17 protein-coding genes and 1 tRNA gene are annotated in these 22,131 nt (G+C 42.0%); 8 read left to right on the top strand and 10 right to left on the bottom strand.

All coding sequences use genetic code 11. The annotated features are described in order from the left end of the window. Positions 1-3: 3 nt before the first annotated feature. The 4 genes from rpmG to tsaD all read right to left on the bottom strand — a co-directional run bounded on the left by rpmG (position 4) and on the right by tsaD (position 3,272). Entirely contained in the window at positions 4-192 is a 189-nt protein-coding gene (gene rpmG, locus NBH01_RS03250; protein ID WP_008761579.1) for a 50S ribosomal protein L33, read from the bottom strand. A 21-nt stretch (positions 193-213) separates the two neighbouring features. Beyond that, positions 214-474: a 50S ribosomal protein L28 gene (gene rpmB / locus NBH01_RS03245; protein WP_008765736.1), complete on the bottom strand. Its 261-nt coding sequence runs from the start codon at positions 472-474 to the stop codon at positions 214-216. 122 nt (positions 475-596) lie between these two features. After that, entirely contained in the window at positions 597-1,829 is a 1,233-nt protein-coding gene (locus NBH01_RS03240; RefSeq protein ID WP_055298462.1) for a competence/damage-inducible protein A, read from the bottom strand. Positions 1,830-2,252: 423 nt separating this feature from the next. After that, positions 2,253-3,272, bottom strand: a complete 1,020-nt coding sequence (gene tsaD, locus NBH01_RS03235; protein WP_011107518.1) for a tRNA (adenosine(37)-N6)-threonylcarbamoyltransferase complex transferase subunit TsaD — start codon at positions 3,270-3,272, stop codon at positions 2,253-2,255. Positions 3,273-3,472: 200 nt separating this feature from the next. Between tsaD and NBH01_RS03230 the strand changes: the two genes are divergently transcribed. Continuing rightward, a complete protein-coding gene (locus NBH01_RS03230) occupies positions 3,473-7,927 on the top strand; it encodes a translocation/assembly module TamB domain-containing protein (RefSeq protein WP_225694155.1) in 4,455 nt (1,484 codons plus the stop codon). Between the two features lie 48 nt (positions 7,928-7,975). Here the strand turns inward: NBH01_RS03230 and NBH01_RS03225 are convergent, their stop codons facing one another. Continuing rightward, the gene (locus tag NBH01_RS03225; protein ID WP_250699979.1) at positions 7,976-8,857 is read right to left on the bottom strand and encodes a PepSY-like domain-containing protein; all 882 of its coding nucleotides are present in this window, start codon (positions 8,855-8,857) and stop codon (positions 7,976-7,978) included. A 23-nt stretch (positions 8,858-8,880) separates the two neighbouring features. Then, the gene (locus tag NBH01_RS03220; RefSeq protein ID WP_008765741.1) at positions 8,881-9,318 is read right to left on the bottom strand and encodes a PepSY-like domain-containing protein; all 438 of its coding nucleotides are present in this window, start codon (positions 9,316-9,318) and stop codon (positions 8,881-8,883) included. A 230-nt stretch (positions 9,319-9,548) separates the two neighbouring features. On the opposite strand from NBH01_RS03220, the gene NBH01_RS03215 reads away from it, so the two are divergent. From NBH01_RS03215 to NBH01_RS03205, 3 genes are read left to right on the top strand one after another with little or no spacing between them, the layout of a single operon-like run. After that, positions 9,549-10,700, top strand: coding sequence for a COG1470 family protein (locus NBH01_RS03215; protein WP_011107521.1), 1,152 nt, complete (start codon positions 9,549-9,551; stop codon positions 10,698-10,700). Positions 10,701-10,703: 3 nt separating this feature from the next. After that, positions 10,704-11,447: an ABC transporter ATP-binding protein gene (locus NBH01_RS03210; RefSeq protein ID WP_011107522.1), complete on the top strand. Its 744-nt coding sequence runs from the start codon at positions 10,704-10,706 to the stop codon at positions 11,445-11,447. Then, positions 11,440-12,396, top strand: a complete 957-nt coding sequence (locus tag NBH01_RS03205; protein WP_008761587.1) for an ABC transporter permease — start codon at positions 11,440-11,442, stop codon at positions 12,394-12,396. The genes NBH01_RS03210 and NBH01_RS03205 overlap by 8 nt, the downstream gene beginning before the upstream one ends. Positions 12,397-12,521: 125 nt before the next feature. Here NBH01_RS03205 and NBH01_RS03200 read toward each other — a convergent pair whose 3' ends face one another. The 4 genes from NBH01_RS03200 to NBH01_RS03185 all read right to left on the bottom strand — a co-directional run bounded on the left by NBH01_RS03200 (position 12,522) and on the right by NBH01_RS03185 (position 16,463). Next, entirely contained in the window at positions 12,522-13,799 is a 1,278-nt protein-coding gene (locus tag NBH01_RS03200; protein WP_011107523.1) for a sensor histidine kinase, read from the bottom strand. A gap of 22 nt (positions 13,800-13,821) precedes the next feature. Then, positions 13,822-14,499, bottom strand: a complete 678-nt coding sequence (locus tag NBH01_RS03195; RefSeq protein ID WP_225693997.1) for a response regulator transcription factor — start codon at positions 14,497-14,499, stop codon at positions 13,822-13,824. A 132-nt stretch (positions 14,500-14,631) separates the two neighbouring features. Then, on the bottom strand, positions 14,632-16,125 hold the full coding sequence (proS, locus tag NBH01_RS03190) for a proline--tRNA ligase (protein ID WP_008761590.1): 1,494 nt from the start codon (positions 16,123-16,125) through the stop codon (positions 14,632-14,634). A 262-nt stretch (positions 16,126-16,387) separates the two neighbouring features. Then, a tRNA-Gly gene (locus NBH01_RS03185) sits at positions 16,388-16,463 on the bottom strand. Between the two features lie 740 nt (positions 16,464-17,203). Between NBH01_RS03185 and NBH01_RS03180 the strand changes: the two genes are divergently transcribed. The 4 genes from NBH01_RS03180 to NBH01_RS03165 are packed head-to-tail and all read left to right on the top strand — an operon-like array spanning position 17,204 to position 21,954. Next, positions 17,204-18,616 (top strand): TolC family protein, encoded by a 1,413-nt coding sequence (locus NBH01_RS03180; protein ID WP_225679472.1) that lies wholly within the window; start codon positions 17,204-17,206, stop codon positions 18,614-18,616. Between the two features lie 6 nt (positions 18,617-18,622). Beyond that, positions 18,623-19,612 (top strand): HlyD family secretion protein, encoded by a 990-nt coding sequence (locus tag NBH01_RS03175; RefSeq protein ID WP_011107544.1) that lies wholly within the window; start codon positions 18,623-18,625, stop codon positions 19,610-19,612. A gap of 4 nt (positions 19,613-19,616) precedes the next feature. Then, positions 19,617-20,801, top strand: coding sequence for an ABC transporter permease (locus NBH01_RS03170; protein WP_225679474.1), 1,185 nt, complete (start codon positions 19,617-19,619; stop codon positions 20,799-20,801). Further along, positions 20,785-21,954: an ABC transporter permease gene (locus NBH01_RS03165; protein ID WP_011107546.1), complete on the top strand. Its 1,170-nt coding sequence runs from the start codon at positions 20,785-20,787 to the stop codon at positions 21,952-21,954. The genes NBH01_RS03170 and NBH01_RS03165 overlap by 17 nt, the downstream gene beginning before the upstream one ends. The last annotated feature ends 177 nt before the right edge of the window (positions 21,955-22,131 follow it).

The following is a 22,131-nucleotide window of genomic DNA, read 5'->3' as shown; positions in this document are numbered from 1 at the left end:
TTATTATTTAATTTCCTTATGTACTGTTACTCTCTTCAGAATCGGGTTGTATTTCTTCAACTCAAGTCTTTCAGTTGTATTCTTTCTGTTCTTAGTTGTGATATAGCGAGATGTTCCCGGCATTCCACTCTCTTTGTGTTCTGTACATTCCAGAATCACCTGTACTCTGTTACCTTTTGCTTTCTTTGCCATTGTAAGTTTTCTCCTCTACGTTTAGCCGATTACTTTAATGCTTTTCCAATCACAGAAACCTTTAGCTACTGCATCGTTCAGTGCAGCGTCCAGTCCTTTTTTGTTGATGATACGCAGACCGTTAGCGCAAAGGCTAAGGCTGATCCAACAGTCTTGTTCTACATAATAGAACTTTTTGTTAAACAAGTTCAAATCAAAGGTTCTTTTTGTTCTTCTCTTTGAGTGTGAAACATTGTTGCCAATCATGGCTTTCTTTCCGGTAATTTGACAAATCTTCGACATTTCTATCTTATTTTTATAGTTTTATATCTATACTTATTTCAAACAGGACGCAAAGTAAGCACTTTTATCCGTATAAAACAAGGATTTCTTAAAATAATTCACTTCCAGACACCAATTTTTCCTTATTTGAGCAAATCACGAAGAATTAATAGCGCATTATTGCCCGCTCTTTCAATATTCATGGCTCTTCCGCGGTTCGTTTCCTGCCTGTAAGTACGAATTTCATTTTTATAACCAGCAGCGATCCAGACAGTGCCTACCGGCTTCTCCGGTGTTCCACCTCCGGGACCGGCAATTCCTGAAGTTGCGACAGCGCAGTCGGTTTTCAGCGCTTTCATCGCTCCTTTTACCATTTCGATCACAGTCTGCTCACTGACAGCGCCATACACTTCCAGTGTTTCCGGTGAAACATGGAGCAGATTCATCTTCACTTCGTTAGAATATGCCACTATTCCTCCATTAAAGTATTCCGAACTTCCGGCAATGGACGTCAGACGTGCCGCAATACTTCCTCCGGTGCAACTTTCTGCGGTGGAAACGGTTAAATTCTTCTTTTTCAGCAGTTCGCCTACGATTACCTCCAGTGGGATATCTTCTTCGCTGAAAATATCATCGCCCAGTATCGCTTCCAGCTTAGCCTGCTCGTCGTTCAGTGCGCTTTCCACTTCTATCTTGTTCTGTCCCCGTCCGGTTAGCCGCAGGCGGATGATTCCAAGTTTGGGCAGATATGCCAATTTGATGCTTTCCGGCAAGGCTGTCTCCCACGGTTCCAGCTTCTCAGCGAGTATGGATTCGGGGTAATGTTGTACTAGAAAGGTCCGGTGCATGATTACATCCGTTTGAAACTTCTCACGTAGCTTGGGCAATACGGACTCAGTCATAACGGCAGTCATTTCCTGCGGAACACCCGGCATGGATACGAGCACTTTATTGTCTTTCTCAAACCAGCTGACAGAAGCGCTTCCTACCGGATTGTTGATGACCGTGCAATCTTTGGGAACCATTGCCTGACTCTTATTCAGCGCATTCATCGGTATTTTCCCGGCAAGCACCCGCTTTACGTTCTCAAATACTTCTTCGCTGAATATCAGTTCGGTATGGAAGTATTTACAGAGAGTTTGTTTGGTGATATCGTCTTTTGTGGGACCGAGTCCTCCGGTTACCAGAACGATATTCACCCTTTTCATCGCATTATTTACTGCTTCCATGATCTCTTCTTCCCGATCACGGATCGAAACAATGCGTAGAACTTCGATACCTATCTTATTTAATTCCTGCCCCATCCAGGCAGAATTTGTATCGACTACCTGCCCTATCAGCAGCTCGTCACCAATGGTAATAATTTCAGCAAACATCTTTTTCCTGCGTTAGTTAATAGAATATGCTACTTATATTAATAAGGTATATACGCTGTGTTAAGTCATTAGGTTTACTTCATTTTTTCGTTCCATATACGTGATCCATTCGGTTCATGTGCGTGAGCCGAATGGATCACGTATGTGAACTGGATGGCTTACGCACGTGGAACGAAGGAATGCTATAAACAAAGATTCTTAATGAAGGCTTCTTATATCATTAATCCTCCTTTGTCTCCCTATTATATATAGGTGCATTTTGTTTTCAGCAAGGCTTCTTTATGCCACCGCCTATTGGGTCGGTGACATTTTTTCGGCGTTTGCCGTCACTATTGTTATTGCCGTCACTTTAATCGTCACTACTTAAATTATTCTATGACAATAGTTTATTATATAAAGTGACGATGACGGTAAAAAACTGTTTTATAATGTGACACGGGAATAAGCCGGAAGATCAATGGAGCAGAAGTCTTTATCCAGATACTTGAAGTATCCGGTAATGGCAATCATGGCTGCATTGTCGGTCGTATAGCTGAATTTAGGAATAAAAATATTCCAGCCATACTTTTCAGCGTGTTCTCGGAAAGAGTTACGCAATCCGTTATTGGCAGAGACTCCTCCGGCTACGGCTACTTCTTTTATTTTATATTCTTTGGCAGCTTTCCGCAGTTTGTCCATCAGAATGTCTACAACAGTTGCTTCCAGAGAGGCGGCCAAATCCACTTTATGATGCTCGATGAAATCGGGATCGTCTTTCATCCAGTCACGCAAGGAGTATAGGAAAGAAGTTTTCAGTCCGCTGAAACTGTAGTCCAGCCCCGGAATATGCGGTTTGCTGAAAGTATACGCTTTCGGATTGCCTTGACGTGCCAGTTTGTCAATGATCGGTCCGCCCGGATATCCGAGACCCATCACTTTAGAACATTTATCGATTGCTTCTCCGGCAGCGTCATCAATCGTCTGACCGAGAATTTCCATATCATTATAGGCTTTTACCAATATAATCTGTGAGTTTCCTCCGGATACCAACAGGCAAAGGAACGGGAATTTCGGTTGGATATTTTCTTCTCCTTCTGCTTTAATAAAATGAGCTAAGACATGCCCTGTCAGATGATTAACATCTATCAAAGGAATACCGAGTGAACGTGCGAATCCTTTGGCGAAAGAGACGCCTACAAGTAAAGATCCCATCAATCCCGGTCCACGTGTGAAAGCTACCGCGCTCAGTTCTTCTTTGGTAACCCCTGCCCGTTTCAGTGCTTCGTGTACCACAGGAACGATATTTTGTTGATGTGCCCGTGAAGCTAATTCGGGTACTACTCCGCCGTATGCTTCATGTACGGCTTGACTTGATACCACATTTGACAGCAGATAACCATCCTTGATTACGGCTGCCGACGTATCATCACAGGAGGATTCAATTCCTAATATTATTGCACTCATATGTTTTTAAACTATTAAACGGTGCAAAAGTAATGATAAAACTACGATTCATAACGAACTATTTTATATTTTTGTTCGCTAAATAAAAGTTATCGCTTATCAGAACGCTGAAAAAGACTGTACGCTGGGTAGTTGGTATTGTACTGGGAGTATATATCGGAACTATTGTTTTGCTGAATATTCCAAATGTTCAGCGAGCAATGAGTGTGTTTATCGCCAAGGAATTGTCCGAGGTGCTGAATACACGCCTGACTATCGGCAAAATAAATATCGGTCTATTAAACCGTATTATCATTGATGATGTGCTGCTTGACGACCAGAGCGGCAAGGAAATGCTCAAAGTAACCCGCTTATCGGCTAAGTTTGATATCCTTCCTTTCTTTAAGGGAAAGATTTCCATTAGCAGTGTCCAGTTATTCGGCTTTACCATCAATCTGAATAAAGAGACTCCCGACTCTCCTCCGAATTTTAAGTTCGTATTGGATGCTTTTGCTTCCAAGGACACTGTAAAAAAGGAAAGTTCGCTGGATTTGCGTATCAATTCCGTTTTGATTCGTCGGGGAAGGATGGCTTATCATGTATTGTCAGAGGAAAAGACTCCCGGAAAGTTTAATGCCAAGCATGTCCAGCTTCAGAATATTATAGCCAATATTTCATTGAAGGCGATGAACAGGGATTCTTTGAATCTTGGTATCAAGCGTCTGAGCTTCGATGAAAAGGCTTCCGGATTCTCTTTAAAGAAGATGAGTCTGAAATTGGTTGCCAATGATAAACGGACTAATATAGAGAATTTTGCCATTGAGCTGCCCGAAACTTCACTGAAGATGGATACTATTCATTTGGTGTATGACAGTCTGAAGGCTTTTGATCAGTTCTCGGAGAAGGTTCACTTTTCTTTCCGCACATTGCCCTCACAGATTACTCTGAAAGATATTTCCCCTTTTGTACCTGTATTGGCGCATTTCAAAGAACCGATAACGCTGGATATGCAGGTGAAGGGAACGGTCGACCAGCTTACCTGCTCTCATCTGGAGATTACGGCCGACGACCGCCAGTTCCGGCTATCGGGGGATGTATCGCTTCAAGAGCTTTCGAGTCCGCAGGATGCGTATGTGTACGGGAAGCTTTCCGAACTTTCCGCTAACAGTCGCGGCGTCGGTTTTCTGGTACGTAATCTGAGCAGCAATTACAATGGTGTACCTCCTCTTCTGGAACGTTTGGGGGATATTGATTTCCGTGGAGAGATTTCCGGATACTTCACCGATCTGGTTACTTATGGACAGTTGCGTACCGGGCTTGGTAATGTAAAGACCGACTTAAAGTTAAGTTCTGATAAGGCTAAGGGGCTGTTTGCTTATTCCGGAGCTGTCAAAACAGAAGAGTTTGAACTGGGCAAGTTATTGAATAATGAGAAGTTGGGAGAAATCACCTTTAACCTGGATGTACATGGACGGCATATCGAAAAACAGCTTCCTGCTGTAGAGTTGAAGGGATTGATCGCTTCTGTGGAATATAGCAGATATAAATATGAGAATATTACGCTGGACGGCGAATACAAGCAAGGCGGATTTAACGGAAAGATAGCGCTGGATGATCCGAATGGGTCTATCTATCTGAACGGAGATGTGAATGTGGCATCCAAGGTCCCTACTTTCAATTTCCTTGCTGTTGTCGACAAGTTCCGTCCTAATGATCTAAATCTTACACCTGACTACCAGGATGCGGAGTTCTCTCTGAAGGTAAAAGCCAACTTTACCGGAGGTTCCATTGACGAGATGATTGGAGAGATCAATGTGGACAGCCTGGAGTTCAGGGCACCGGACAAGGAATATTTCATGAAGAACATGAATGTACGGGCTACCCGGCAGGATAATGAAAATCAGCTTAAACTGACTTCTGAGTTTCTGACAGCAAGCATAGCGGGAAAATTCCAGTACCACACCTTACCGGCAAGTATATTCAATATCATGCGTCGGTATGTTCCGTCTTTGATATTGCCTCCGAAGAAACCGATAGAGACGAACAATAATTTTGCGTTTGATGTACATATATATAATACGGACATTTTATCTACGATATTTGATGTTCCGTTGACTGTATATACACATTCTACGTTAAAAGGGTATTTTAATGATGCCTTGCAGCGGCTACGTGTGGAAGGCTACTTCCCCCGCCTGCAATATAAAAACAACTTTATCGAGTCGGGTATGATCCTGTGCGAGAATCCTTCGGACCATATCAGTGCGAAGGTGCGGCTGACCAGTCTGAAAAAGAATGGAGCCGTGAATCTTTCTCTGGAAGCACAGGCCAAAGAAGATAAAGTCAGCACGACTCTAAATTGGGGAAATAATGCCATAGCGACTTATAGTGGAAAGTTGGCGGCTGTTGCACAATTCCTGCGTACAGCAGGCGAAAAGCCTTTGCTGAAAGCGATGGTGGATGTGAAACAGACAGACGTTATCTTAAATGATACGCTTTGGCAGATACATCCTTCGCAGGTAGTGGTAGACTCGGGCAAGGTGGATGTGAATAATTTCTATTTCAGTCACCATGACCGTTATGTGCGTATTAACGGGCGACTTTCCGACAATCCGGCGGATACCGTAAAGGTGGACTTGAAAGACATCAATATGGGATACGTATTTGATATCGCAAACATATCCGATGATGTAAACTTTGAAGGAGATGCCACGGGAACGGCTTATGCCAGTGGCGTGTTCAAGAAACCTGTGATGAATACCCGCCTCTTCGTCAAGAATTTCTCGCTCAATCAGGGCCGTTTAGGTGATTTGAACGTATATGGTGCCTGGGATAATGAGAAAAGAGGAATCTATCTGGATGCGTCCATTCAGGATATATCGCCGTCACCATCGCGAGTCACCGGTATGATCTACCCGTTGAAACCGGAAAGCGGACTTGATCTGAATATCGATGCCCATGAACTGAATTTGAAATTCCTCGAATTTTATATGAAATCGATAGCACAGGATATAAAAGGACGGGGAACGGGAAAAGTACATTTTTACGGAAAGTTCAAGGGATTGAATCTGGATGGGGCTGTTATGACGGATGCTTCCATGAAGTTCGATATCCTGAATACCCACTTTGCCGTTAGAGATACGATTCATCTGGCTCCTACCGGCTTACAGTTCAATAATATGCATATTGCCGATATGGAAGGGCATTCGGGAACCTTGAACGGGTATCTGCGTTTCCAGCATTTCAAGAATATAAATTACCGTTTTGAGATACAGGCTAATAATATGCTCTTGATGAATACGAAGGAATCGACGGATATGCCATTCTTTGGAACGGTATATGCTACGGGAAATGCGTTGCTTGCAGGGAATGCGATACAGGGACTGGACGTAAATCTCGCTATGACAACCAACCGGAATACGGTATTCACCTATATCAACGGAAATGTGGCGTCGGCTGCCAGCACCCAGTTCATAAAGTTTGTAGATAAAACGCCCCGTCGAAACATTCAGGATTCCATTCGGGTAAATTCCTATTTTGAGCAGATGCAGCAGAAGCGTCAGGCGGACGAAGAAGAGCATCAGACAGATATTCGTTTGAATATTCTGGTAGATGCTACACCCGATGCCACCATGAAAATTATTATGGACCCTATAGCCGGAGACTACATCAGTGCGAAGGGAACGGGAAACATACGCACGGAGTTTTATAATAAAGGGGATGTGAAGATGTTTGGTAATTACCGGATCAGTCAGGGAATATATAAGTTCAGTTTGCAGGAAGTGATTCGCAAGGATTTTATCATCAAAGATGGAAGTACGATTACTTTCAACGGCGCTCCTTTGGATGCGAATATGGATATTCAGGCTTCATACACGGTAAACTCCGCTTCACTGAACGACTTGAATCCGGATGTTTCCTCCATTGCCCAGCAGACTAATGTACGGGTAAACTGTATCATGAATCTGAGCGGGATTTTACTGCGGCCGACCATTAAGCTGGGTATCGAGCTTCCGAATGAAAGAGATGAAATTCAGACGTTGGTGCGCAATTATATCAGTACGGAAGAGCAGATGAATATGCAGATTCTTTATCTGCTGGGTATCGGTAAGTTCTATACGGAAGATGCTGCACGGAACAATCAGAACTCGAACGTGATGTCATCGGTACTCTCTTCTACCCTGTCCGGTCAGTTGAATAATGCCTTATCTCAGGTTTTTGAGACTAATAACTGGAATATCGGTACCAATCTGAGCACGGGTGATAAAGGATGGACGGATATGGAAGTAGAAGGTATCCTGTCCGGTCAGTTGCTGAACAACCGCCTGTTGGTTAATGGTAATTTCGGCTATCGGGACAATCCGATGGCGAATACCAACTTTATAGGCGACTTCGAAGCTGAATGGCTGATCAACCGCTCGGGAGATATTCGTCTGAAGGCTTATAATGAAACAAATGACCGTTATTACACAAAGACAAACCTTACTACGCAGGGAGTCGGTATCATGTATAAGAAGGATTTCAATAAATGGAGTGACCTTTTCTTCTGGAATAAATGGAAACTGCGCAGCAAGCGGAAACGTGAAGAAGCCGAAAAGGTGCAACAGCAGCAGACAGACAGCATTGCCGATGATAAAGCTAAGTCGGAGCTAAAGAGAAAGCGGGCACAGGAATAAAAATAAATAGTGACACTATACCATAACCGATAGTGTCACTATTTTATTTTATTTGAGAATCGTCCCGTCTGCGGTTACTTTAATATCTATATCCGGAGAATTATTTCCTTCCAGTTCAATCTGATAATAGGATGTTTCCGTTGCCATCTCAAAGTATTCGGCATCATCCATCTGATATCCTGCATACTCGGTGCTGATGGCATTGGTCACTGCGGCGGGCAGTTCGTTTCTCCGTACCTCCCATGAGGTAGAATACCACTCTCCGCCTTTATCAAACAGGACTTCTTTTGAAACGTTGCGGTTCAGGCCACTGTCGAAATGGATGATATCTACTTCCGTAAATCCGAAGTCCAAGTCGTTTTTGTCATCTTCCACGTCTACTTCCACGATTCTTGCTCCTGCATATTTCCCATCAATGAAAGTCTTCATGACGGCGGGCAGTTGAGTGGTCGGAAGGTGCTCGTTTTCATGATCGTCTGTGTCTGCAATGCTTTTAATCAGCACTCCATCGGCAGAATAATACAGATCGACTTCCTGATTTTGGTTTTCCACCTCAATGACGTAGACTGTTTCGATGCCTTGCCGCTCGAGTTTATCCACATCGTCTCTTTTCCATGTCTTATAGTTACTTGCTTCGAATGCACTCTTTACCGGATCGGGCAATGCGGTGTACGGGATATCCGTTTCAGTCATATGCCAGTTGCCATCCGTCGTAAACCATGCGGATGCCTCATATCCATCATAGAAGTCCGCTACATAATATCCTGCCTTTGTTTCCCACTTTACGTTCTTGACGTTAGGATACCTGGTCGAGAATGCTTCTTGCAATGCGGTAGGAACAGCAATTGATTCATCGTCATCGTTGTCGCAGCTGTGCAGGCTCCATGCTGCACAGAATGCTATCAGTAGTGTATAAATTCTGAGTTTCATTGTTGTCGTAGATTTTAAGAAAGTTAATTATCAATATCAATCAGATTAAACTTCAGGTCAAATTTCAGTTCTGTACGGTTGGACAGCTTTACTTCGTAATCTTTCTTATCACGTTCTATCTTCAGCACTTTTGCATCCGGATAATTAGTTGTTACATATTTCTGAATGGCGGCAGGAATAATGGCAACAGGTACGGAGGTGTGCTTGCAATCTACTTCCTCCCAGTTTCCCTTCTTGTCAAATTCCACTTTATTACCATTCGTGAAAATCACTTCATAGCTTTTGTAAAGGAAGTCACTTTCCATTTTTGCCAGTGCCACTTTGCTGTCAGAGAAATGCTGTTTGATGAACTGTTGTGCTAATTGTGGCATTTGAGTCACCTGGATAGGTTTATCGTCATCTGCACGTGCTACTGTCTGTAAAGTGAACAAGCATACTAATAAGAATACTAACTTTTTCATAATCATTGTTTTTTTAATTGGTTTTACTGTTATCATTTAATTTATAATGCAAAGATGAGAGGAGAATCTGAAAAGATTTGGGAATTTTGGGCAAAATCCGAAAAAAACAAAGGAAATCTTTCTTATTGTATTCTTTTGTTTCTTTTAACAGCAACTAATAAATTCATCGCTTATTTTTGCAGGCACAAATTTGACAATATTCATATTAAATCAACCATAAGAACTTTCGTATGACTATGAGAACAAATTGTTTTTTATTATTAACTGTTTTGCTGGGAATACTTCCCATGAGTAACACACACGCTAACGACTCTATACCTAAAAGCGTGATCTTGTACACACCTTACACAAAAATCTCCGTTTCACCGGGGGCGTCTATTGACTACAGCATCGACCTGATTAACAACACAGACAAGTTGGTGAATGCCAATCTTTCCGTCAGTGGCCTATCAAGCAGCTGGAAACATGAAATGAAATCCGGTGGTTGGAATCTCAGTCAGTTGGCCGTACTCCCTAAAGAAAAGAAGACTTTTAATCTAAAGGTAGATGTTCCTTTAAAAGTAAGCAGAGGCAGCTATCATTTTGTAGTGTCTGCCGGAGAAGCGCAACTCCCTCTGAATGTCGTTGTGGCACAACAAGGTACTTATCAGACGGAGTTTACCACCGACCAGCCCAATATGCAGGGAAATTCCAAATCAACTTTCACCTTTAATGCCACACTGAAGAATCAGACTGCCGATCAGCAACTGTATGCGTTGATGGCTAAAGCACCCAGAGGCTGGAATGTTATTTTCAAACCTAATTATAAGCAGGCAACTTCCGCACAAGTAGAAGCCAACAGCAGCCAGAATGTAAGTATAGACATCACTCCTCCTGCCAATGTGGAAGCTGGCAGTTATAAAATTCCCGTACGTGCCGCTACAGGCAATACTTCGGCTGAACTGGAACTGGAAGTAGTTGTCACCGGTTCTTATCAGATGGAACTGACCACCCCGAGAGGATTATTAAGTTCTGACGTGACTGCCGGTGATACCAAACGAATCGAACTGGAAATTAAAAATACAGGTTCTTCTTTATTGAAAGATATCCAACTGTCTGCCAACAAGCCGGTTGACTGGGATGTAGCTTTCGAACCGTCAAAGATAGAAATGCTGAAAGCCGGAGAAACGGCTACTGTTGTAGCCATCTTGAAAGCATCTAAGAAAGCGCTTCCGGGTGATTATGTAACTACGATGATGGCCAAAACTCCGGAAGTGAATGCAGATGCGCAATTCAGAATTGCCGTAAAGACTCCGATGATTTGGGGATGGGTAGGTGTTCTGATTATTCTGGCTACTATCGGTGTTGTCTACTATCTGTTCCGTAAATATGGAAGGAGGTAAATTATGGGCGAACAAGTGATCGTACTTACCGAATTAACCAAACAATACGGTAAATTTACTGCTGTAGATCATATTCGCCTGAGTATCCGGAAAGGAGAAATCTTCGGTTTGCTGGGTCCGAACGGTGCCGGAAAGTCAACTACTATTTTGATGATGATGGGATTAACGGAGCCCACATCGGGAATTGTCGAGATTTGTGGAATTAATTCTACCACTCATCCTATTGAAGTGAAAAGGAAAATCGGCTATCTGCCCGAAGATGTGGGATTCTATGATGACATGACAGGTCTGGAAAATCTGATGTATACGGCACGGCTGAACGGTATCCCTGACAAGGAGGCGAAAGTAAAAGCACTGGAGCTGATGAAGCGCGTAGGGCTTGAAGATCAGCTGAAAAAGAAAACCGGAAAGTATTCCCGCGGTATGAGACAACGTCTTGGTCTGGCCGATGTGCTTATTAAGAATCCCGAAATCATTATTCTAGATGAGCCGACTTCGGGAATTGACCCTGCGGGTGTTCAGGAGTTTATTGAACTGATTCGCTGGCTGAGCAAAGAGGAAGGGCTGACGGTTTTGTTTTCTTCCCACCATCTGGACCAGGCACAGAAAGTATGTGACAGAGTAGGATTGTTCAGTAACGGCAAAATACTTGCTCTGATTGATATGGCAGAGCTGAAAGAAAAGAAACAGGAATTGTCTGATATTTATAACCATTATTTTGAGGAAGGAGGCGAAGGGCATGAGTAAAGTCAATCATCCTTTTTGGGTTATCGTACATAAGGAAATATCCGATCATGTCAAAAGCTGGCGTTTTCTTATTCTGATCGGTATCATAGCACTTACTTGTATGGGATCGCTATACACGGCGCTTACTAATATCGGTGCGGCTATCAAACCGGATGATCCGGACAGTTCGTTCCTCTTCTTGAAGTTATTTACAGCTTCGGACGGGACTCTCCCCTCTTTTGTGCTGTTTATTAACTTTTTAGGTCCTTTGTTGGGAATTGCTTTAGGATTCGATGCTGTCAATTCGGAGCAGAATAAGGGGACATTGAGCCGTATGCTGTCTCAGCCCATTCATCGTGATTGTATCATTAATGCGAAGTTTGTGGCTGCTTTGATCGTGATAGGTATTATGCTGTTTGTACTGGGCTTTTTGGTGATGGGATTCGGATTGATTGCCATTGGCATTCCTCCTACGGCTGAAGAATTCTGGAGAATCGTTTTCTTTCTTATAACGAGTATCTTTTATGTAGCCTTTTGGTTGAACCTGGCCATCTTATTCTCACTCCGTTTCCGTCAGGCTGCTACTTCTGCGCTGGCTTCCGTAGCCGTTTGGCTGTTTTTCAGCGTATTCTATACGATGATTGTCAATTTAGTGGCAAAGGGATTAAGTCCGTCGCAGATGGCGTCTCCTTATCAGATTATCAGTTATCAGAAATTTATTCTTGGATTAATGCGTCTGGCACCCAGTGAATTGTTTAATGAAGCTACTACAACGCTGCTGATGCCTTCCGTCAGAAGTATCGGACCGCTTACGATGGAACAGGTACAAGGGGCTATTCCGAGTCCGCTGCCGTTGGGACAGAGTCTGCTTGTTGTTTGGCCACAGCTCACGGGGCTGATTGCAGCGACTGTTATCTGTTTTGCAATCTCATATATTATGTTTATGAGAAGGGAAATCCGATCCCGATAATCATATATGCGGAGTCCAAATCAGGTATTGTCATAAGGTGTAATCTTAGGTAGTACCATATTAATTCTGCCATCCAGCACATTGTCTTGCTCTGGATGGCAGATGTTTTATTAATTGTTTTACTTCTAGTTCTTGTTGGAGATTTCGAAACAATGTTCTCCTTGTTCGAAGTAATATCGCAAGTTCAACTGTTGCAGACGGCAGATGGAATCGGTTATTGCCAGTCCTAATCCAGTAGATCCTTCTTTTTTGTGTCCTTGATAGAAACGTTCAAAGATGTGAGTCTCATCCAGTGGTTGCTTCTCTCCGGAATTTCGGAAGGTGATGCTATGTTTGGTTATGATAATCCGGATATGTCCTTCGTCTACGTTATGTACAAACGCGTTCTTTAACAGGTTTGTTAGTAAAGCAATAGCCAGAGATTCGTTCATGGTTATATGGAAATTAGCCTGTTCTGTTATACTTACTTCTATGTTCTTGTAGCTGTAGACTTCTTTATAGTCTTCCAGATATTGCCTGAGGAGTACGTTTAAGTCTACCTCTTTGGTGTCAGTGAACTGACCGTTATCTATTTTTGATAGTAGCAACAGGGATTTGTTTAGTTTGGTGATATATTTCAGTGTCTGATGGGTTTTCATCAACTCTTCAAGCTGTTTCTCGGACAAAGAATCGTCTTCCATCAGCATTTCCAACCGATTGCGGCAGATGGCAAGCGGTGTCTGAATTTCATGTGAGGCGTTTCCAATGAACTGCTTCTGCTGTTCGAACATTTGTTCTGTCCGCTCTACGTAACGGGTGGCCGCATCATTCAGTTTGCGGAATTCCGTGATCCGTGTATCGTTTTTCAGAGGTTTGTTTTTCTTTCCGGTCTGATAGCTGTCCAACCAATGAAGTAGTATATACAGCGGTCGCATATTACGATAAAATACCCATACGGATATGATGATGATACAAAGTAACAGAGCTACATACAGGAAAATAATCCAGACTTGAATCGCACTTTTCAAATCATCTTTTTCGATGCTGGGAGTGGATACGGTCAATTCGTAATAACGGTCTTCGTCATCTTTAAAGATAGTGGTCAGAATACGTGCCGGTTCTGTTTCCTCTTTTTCTACAATGTATACCATGGAGTCTTTATATTGGATATCTTCCCGGCTCTTTGCATATTCTTTGGTTATTTCTTTCAGATAATATTGATTATTGGAACCATTATTTTTGGAGGGAAGCTCCTCTCCTGCCAATGCGCGGATAATGATTGTTTCCGAATAGTCTTCCAGTGAATCATCCACTTCATCGTTGACTTCGTCAATCATCGTAACATAGAAAAAGACTGCCCAGACAGTCAGGATAAGAGTCAGGGCGAGGGTGATGCGAAAAATGATATAATATATAAGTTTCATGGATGATCCTTTCTGGTTTCGATTATTCTACAATCAGTTTATAGCCGAATCCATAAACGGCCTTGATTTCAATATTTGCTTTTGCATCCTTCATTTTTTTGCGAAGATTTTTGATTTGTGCATAAATGAAGTCAAAGTTATCCACTTGATCGATGTGGTCTCCCCATACCGATTCTGCCAGTGTGTTTTTATTGACCAGACGGCCGGGACGATTTATGAAATAAAGCAGGATATCATATTCTTTTCTGTTCAGTTCCAGCTCCTGTTCGTTGACAAACACCCGGTATTTATCGGGTTCTATCTTTACATTTCCCTGACGGATATAGATTTCTCCATCATGTTGATTCCGACGGATCACACTTTTGATCCGTGCATTTAATTCTGCCAGATGAAATGGTTTCGGCAAATAATCGTCAGCTCCTAATTCCAGTCCCAGTACTTTGTCTTCCAGCGAATCTTTGGCAGAGATAATAATCACATTTTCCCGTTTGTGGAGAGCTTTCAAACGTTCGAGAAGGTCAAGACCGCTCCCGTCCGGCAGCATAATATCCAGTAAGACACAATCATAGTCGTAATCTTCTATTTTGTATAATGCACTGTTGAAGTCTCCGGCCGTTTCTACGACATAACGTTCTTTTTCCAGCGAACGTTGGATCAATTCTCTTAAAGAGGGTTCATCTTCTACAATTAATATCTTCATAAAATCTTCTCCTTTCTTTATTACTGTCTACAAAGAAAAGAGATATTTCTGAAATAAAACTGAAATGGATAAAAAAAGAGTCAGATTCTCAATTTTAAAAATCTGACTCTTTTACTATTGAAATAGATATTTTTAATAAGAACGTGCAAAAACGACGCGGCAGGCAGAAGGTTTGCCCGTTACCATACATTTTCCCGGTTCTTTATCACCTTCAACGTACGAATCGAATGGGATACAACGAATCGTTGCTTTTGTATCCTCTTTAATCTTTTCTTCAGTCTCGGTTGTTCCGTCCCAATGAGCCAGGATAAAGCCGCCTTCTTCGATTTTCTCTTTAAATTCTTCGTAAGTATCTACTGTCGTGATTTTAGAATTGCGGTAATCCAATGCTTTTTTGTAGATATTTGCCTGAATTTCTTCGAGCAGTTTTTGAACGTATGTTTCGATGCCATCGCAAGTCACAGTTTCTTTTTCCAGTGTATCACGGCGCATTACTTCCATTGTATTGTTTTCGAGGTCACGTCCTCCCATCACCAGACGAACAGGGACACCTTTCAATTCATAATCTGCGAATTTGAAGCCCGGACGTTTGTTGTCCGCATTGTCATATTTCACAGAAATGCCCAATGCTTTCAGTTTGGCAACAATGCCTTCCACTTTCGCATCGATTTGTTTCAGTTGTTCGTCGTTCTTATAGATAGGAACGATTACTACCTGAATCGGAGCCAGATGTGGAGGTAATACCAAGCCGTTATCATCGGAGTGAGTCATAATCAGAGCACCCATCAAACGGGTAGAAACACCCCATGAAGTTGCCCATACATATTCCATCTTATTTTCCTTATTTACAAACTGAACATCAAATGCCTTGGCAAAGTTCTGTCCAAGGAAATGAGATGTACCGCTTTGCAATGCTTTTCCATCCTGCATCATAGCTTCGATGGTATAGGTATCAAGTGCACCGGCAAAACGTTCGTTAGCGGATTTTACACCTTTCACTACCGGAACAGCCATGTATTTCTCAGCAAATTCGCTGTATACATTCAGCATTCTGATCGCTTCTTCCTCTGCCTCTTCGCGTGTAGCATGAGCGGTATGTCCTTCCTGCCACAGGAATTCGGCAGTACGCAGAAAAAGACGGGTACGCATTTCCCAACGGAAAACGTTTGCCCACTGATTACAAAGAATAGGCAGGTCACGATAAGACTGAATCCAGTTTTTATATGTATTCCAGATGATTGTTTCTGATGTAGGGCGAATAATCAGTTCCTCTTCCAATTTGGCAGCAGGGTCTACTACTACGCCAGAGCCGTCTTCTGCATTTTTCAAACGGTAATGAGTCACTACGGCACATTCTTTAGCGAAACCTTCTACGTGTTCTGCTTCGCGGCTCAGGAATGATTTTGGAATTAATAACGGGAAATAAGCATTCACGTGCCCTGTTTCCTTGAACATATCGTCCAGTTGACGTTGCATCTTTTCCCAAATTGCGTATCCGTAAGGCTTAATCACCATACATCCGCGTACGGCAGACTGTTCTGCCAAATCAGCTTTTACCACCAAATCGTTATACCACTGTGAGTAGTTTTCGCTACGTTTGGTAAGGTCTTTCAGTTCTTTTGCCATTATATTTTTCTATTTAAGTTTTCTTGGATGTTAAAACAGGGTGCAAAAATACGAAAAAGGAACGAACTGCCCTATTCTTCTTGCATTATTTTCTTTATACCGCCTTATGTGACTGATTTACCTATTTATAGTTACTATTATAGTCACTTTTCTAGGACTTTATCGTATTTATCTGATACATAAAATATCAAGAAAATGAGTTAAAAGAACTCTTGTAAAAATATAAAAACAGATAGTCATTGTCTGACTACCTGTTTTATAATGGAGCGGTAAGCGAGACTCGAACTCGTGACCCTTAGCTTGGGAAGCTAATGCTCTACCAACTGAGCTACTACCGCAACTTGTATCTTTCATAAAAGCCTTATGAAATGTTGATGCAAAGGTAAACATAATTTTTATATCTCAAATAAATTTCTTCAAATTTTAGCAGAGGAAAATCTATAATATAATTTCTATTCCAGATGAAAAAAAGAATCGGATATGAAAAATCGTATATTCGATTGCTGTACAATTTAAAATATACAGATAGAAATAAAATGATTCGATAAAATCTTCTGGATTTCTAATCAGATATTTTCAAAACTTAATATTATTGGATTTAATTCTTATCAATATGCGTGATTTTATCTGCCTATACTAACAATAAGTTAATAGAATGGCTACTAACTGATTCGATCTGAAAGATTAAAATGATTGAGATATTAGTCGTATCCAAAACAAATGACCTGTTTTACTTGTGTTTTATTCGTTCCTTTTAAAGGAGCAGAACGTTCCTCACCGACCAACGTCCTGTTGGTTTAAAACCAAGTAATCGTTCCTTTAAAAAGGAAATAGCTCAAATAACGTTCTTTTTCTGTATAATCCGATAATATATATGCAAAAACATATTGAAATTCTGTATATTATTACGCGTTTTTATGCATAATTTCTGCTGTTTGATGAAATATGTATGGGGCTATTCTTTGTGTAATCTTAAATATAGAACATTTTTTTAAGATTCTTTCTCCGTTTGCCAAAGTGAACAAACCCGTCCTCTCATCTGTTAGAAAGTCTCAATTTTAGATTTAACCTAACCAGCATGAAAAAAAATAAGATACTTTTTGTACTATGGGCTTTGTGTTTTTTCGTCATTCAGACAAATGCACAGACACCGCTAAGTTTCGAAGAATCGTTGCACCTGCTTAATCAGGGAAATCAGAGCTTGAAGATAGCTGATAAGGGGATAGAGATTGCCAAGGCAGAACGTGATAAGCTCAATGCTTTTTGGTATCCTACCTTGCAGTCTACAGGTGCATTTGTGCATATGTCCGAGAAGATAGAAGTGAAGCAGCCATTGTCTCAGTTTACTGATCCGGCAAAAGACTTTGTACATTCAATTATTCCGGATGACCAGATAATCTCAGCTGTTCTGGATAAAATAGGAGCCAATACTCTTGTCTTTCCACTAACTCCGAGAAACTTGACGACTGTTGATCTGTCGGCAGAATGGGTGCTCTTTTCCGGAGGAAAAAGATTTCGTGCAACAAATATTGGTCGGACAATGGTGGATCTGGCGCGAGAGAATCGTGCACAGACTGCTGCAAGCCAGCAAAACCTGTTGGCAGAAAGTTATTATGGTCTGCGGTTGGCACAACAGGTCATAGCGGTACGTGAAGAAACATATAAAGGTCTGCAGAAGCATTATGAAAATGCTTTGAAACTGGAAGCTGCCGGAATGATAGACAAAGCAGGACGACTGTTTGCACAAGTGAATATGGATGAAGCAAAACGGGCATTGGAAGCTGCACGAAAGGAAGAAACAGTGGTGCAGAGTGCCTTGAAAGTTTTGTTGAATAAAAAAGATACGGATGAGAATATCGTTCCTACTTCTCCTCTTTTCATGAATGATTCGTTACCACCCAAAATGCTTTTTGATATGTCGGTCAACAGCGGAAACTATATGCTTAATCAACTGCAGCTGCAAGAACATATCGCTAAACAGGAAGTACGGATTGCCCAAAGCGGATACTTGCCGAATATAGCCCTTTTTGGAAAACAGACCCTCTATTCGCATGGCATTCAAAGCAATTTACTGCCGCGTACCATGGTGGGAATTGGCTTTACATGGAATCTCTTTGACGGATTGGATCGGGAAAAGAAGATCCGGCAATCAAAACTAACCCAGCAAACGCTGGCTTTAGGGAAAATGAAAGCACGCGATGATCTTGCTGTCGGAGTGGATAAACTCTATACACAATTGGAGAAAGCTCAGGATAACGTAAAAGCACTGAATGCGACCATCGAACTAAGTGAAGAACTGGTACGTATCCGAAAGAAATCCTTTACTGAAGGGATGGCAACTTCTACCGAAGTGATTGATACTGAAACCATGCTTGCCAACGTAAAAGTGGCTCGTCTGGCAGCATATTATGAATATGATGTGGCATTGATGAATCTTCTTTCACTCTGCGGCACACCGGAACAATTTGTAAACTATCAACCTAAACCGTAACAAACAATGAAACCAACTAGTAGAACCCTTTCATGGGCATTCGTCATTATTATGCTGGCAGTCGGTATTTTTACTGCTCTGGGAATAATCTTGATGCACAAACAACCGCTCGTCTTGCAAGGGCAGGCAGAAGCGACAGAAATCCGTATTAGCGGGAAACTTCCCGGACGTATCGATACCTTTTTGGTTCAGGAAGGTGACTGGGTACGCCAAGGAGATACTCTCGTTGTAATCAACAGCCCCGAAATACATGCCAAGTATCAGCAGGTGAATGCATTGGAGCAAGTAGCCGTACAGCAGAATAAGAAAATAGATGCCGGTACCCGTCGACAGATTGTTGCTACCGCGTTGCAACTATGGAACAAAACAAAAAGTGATCTTACACTGGCTAAAACAACTTATAACCGTATTCTTACCTTATATAAAGACAGTGTTGTCACTTCCCAGCGGAAAGATGAAGTGGAAGCTATGTATAAAGCTGCTGTTGCAGCCGAACGGGCAGCCTATGAACAATATCAGATGGCGGTAGACGGTGCACAGAAAGAAGATAAAGAATCTGCCGCCAGTATGGTGAATGCTGCCAGAAGTACGGTGGAAGAAGTTTCGGCACTATTGGTCGATGCTCGGCTGACAGCACCCGAAAACGGTCAGATAGCTACCATCTTTCCTAAACGTGGGGAATTGGTTGCGCCGGGAACTCCTATTATGAACCTGGTTGTCATGGACGATATTCATGTAGTTCTCAATGTGCGTGAGGACTTGATGCCACAATTTAAGATGGAGGGCACCTTTGTTGCGGATGTGCCTGCCATCGATAAAAAAGGTATTGAGTTTAAAATCTATTATATCAGTCCGTTAGGAAGTTTTGCTACTTGGAAATCAACGAAGCAGACCGGAAGTTATGACTTACGAACCTTCGAGATCCATGCCCGTCCCACTCAGAAAGTGGATGACCTGCGCCCCGGTATGTCCGTATTACTGACATTAAATGAATGATAGAATGAGTTTATCACAAACATATTCTCCTTTTCGTTCCGTGCTGCTCAGGGAGTGGCGACGGATGACTTCACGACGCCTTTATCTGGGTGTGTGTATCATCCTGCCGCTATTTACCCTTTTCTTCATGGCAACAATCTTCGGCAACGGGCAGATGGAAAACATTCCCATCGGTATTGTCGATCAGGACAATACTGCCTTTTCACGAGCAATCGCCCGAAATATATCTGCTGTGCCAACATTTAAAGTGACAAGGCATTTTGTGAATGAGGAAGCTGCCCGAAAGGCCGTACAGAAGAAAGAAATTTATGGCTATCTCTCCATTCCTCCCAAATTTGAGCAAGATGCTATTTCGGGAAAGAATGCGACTCTCTCCTATTATTATCATTATGCGTTGCTTTCGGTAGGTGGCGAATTGATGGCTGCTTTCGAAACGTCGCTGGCTCCTGTGTCGCTCTCTCCCATTGTGATGCAAGCTGTCGCTCTCGGAGTGGAACAAGACAGGATCACTACATTCCTGTTGCCCGTACAAGCCAGCAATCACCCTATATACAATCCGAGTTTGGATTATTCGGTTTATCTGAGCCAACCGTTTTTCTTCGTCTTGTTTCAGGTATTGATTTTACTCATTACTGTATATGCAGTCGGAATTGAGATTAAATTTCGCACTGCCGATGAATGGCTGTTTGTTGCCAAAGGAAATATGGTAACGGCTGTTTTAGGAAAACTACTCCCCTACACCATTATCTTTATTTTGATAGGATGTCTGGCAAATTATGTGATGTTCGGCATTCTGCATATTCCTTTTCAAGGAAGCTGGTTATTGATGAATATGCTGACAGCGCTTTTTGTCGTGGCAACACAGGCATTGGGATTATTCCTGTTTTCGCTATTTCCGGCTATCTCTCTGATCATAAGTATTGTTTCCATGGTCGGCTCTTTGGGAGCTACTTTATCCGGTGTCACTTTTCCGGTGACCAATATGTATCCTTTGGTACGAGATGCCTCCTATCTTTTTCCTGTCCGTCATTTTACGGAAATGATGCAAAATATGCTCTACGAGGGGAGTGGTTTTATCCACCTTTGGCCATCGGTTGTGATACTATGTATCTTTCCGTTGCTGGCTTTAGTGTTGCTTCCTCATCTGAAACGTGCCATAGAAAGTCATAAATATGAAAAAATTAAATAAGTTACAACAGTTATCGTTCATCATCCGACGTGAATATCTGGCTATCAGTACCAGCTATGCTGTATTACTAGTATTGATGGGTGGAATCTTCGTATACGGATTGCTCTATAATTATATGTATGCCCCCAATATTGTGACGGATGTCCCGGTTGCCGTAGTCGATAACTCACATAGCGAGTTGAGCCGTAACTTCATCCGATGGCTGGATGCTACGCCTCAAGCGGAAATTTATGATCAGGCTATGGATTATCACGAAGCTAAGGAATGGATGAAAGCTGGAAAAGTACAAGGTATTTTATATCTCCCTCATGATTTTGAGGAACGGGTATTTCGTGGAGATGAAGCCGTGTTTTCTCTGTATGCCACTACCGATGCTTTTCTCTATTTTGAAGCCTTACAAGGAGCTTCTTCACGTGTGATGCTGGCTATCAATGACAAATATCGTCCGGATGGAGCAGTCTTTCTGCCTCCCCAGGGATTATTGGCGGTAGCTATGGCACAGCCTGTAAATATAGCGGGAACCGCACTCTATAACTATACGGAAGGATATGGATCTTATCTGATTCCGGCCGTTATGGTCATTATCATTTTTCAGACATTACTGATGGTCATTGGTATGGTGACCGGAGAAGAGCATATGACAAAAGGCATCCTTGCTTATACTCCCTTCGGAAAAAGCTGGGCAGTCGCTATACGTATTGTATCAGGGAAAACGTTTGTCTACTGTAGTTTGTATGCTGTTTTTTCATTCTTTCTATTAGGGTTGCTTCCTCATTTCTTTAGTATTCCCAATATTGGAAACGGATTGTATATTGTATTGATGATGATCCCCTACTTGCTGGCGACATCTTTTCTGGGGCTGGCAGCCTCCCGATATTTCACTGATTCGGAAGCACCATTGCTTATGATTGCCTTTTTCTCGGTAGGACTGATTTTTCTTTCCGGTGTTTCCTATCCGATGGAGCTGATGCCTTGGTATTGGAAAGCTGCTCATTATATTTTTCCGGCAGCACCTGCTACACTCGCCTTTGTGAAGTTGAACTCAATGGGAGCAAGTATGGCTGATATCCGACCCGAATATATTACTTTATGGATTCAGGCAGTTATCTATTTTATATTAAGTGCATGGGTATATAAAAAGAAACTCAGCTGAAAGTAGTATTTTAGTTGCATATTTTAAACTGATATCGCTCAAAAGTATAATATTTCAACCAACGAATAATTAACTATGGAAATAAAAAAGTTTTGTTGAACATTTTACTTGATTATCTCGTCCTTTTTTATTTATTTTGTTAACTATTATTTGGAGATAGACCATAGTACTACTTTA

This window comes from Bacteroides sp. B1-V-101, assembly GCF_023656585.1.
Classification (GTDB): Bacteria; Bacteroidota; Bacteroidia; order Bacteroidales; family Bacteroidaceae; genus Bacteroides; species Bacteroides thetaiotaomicron.
The sequence above is the reverse complement of the archived record's forward strand: the minus strand, read 5'-3'. Positions and strand labels throughout refer to the sequence as shown.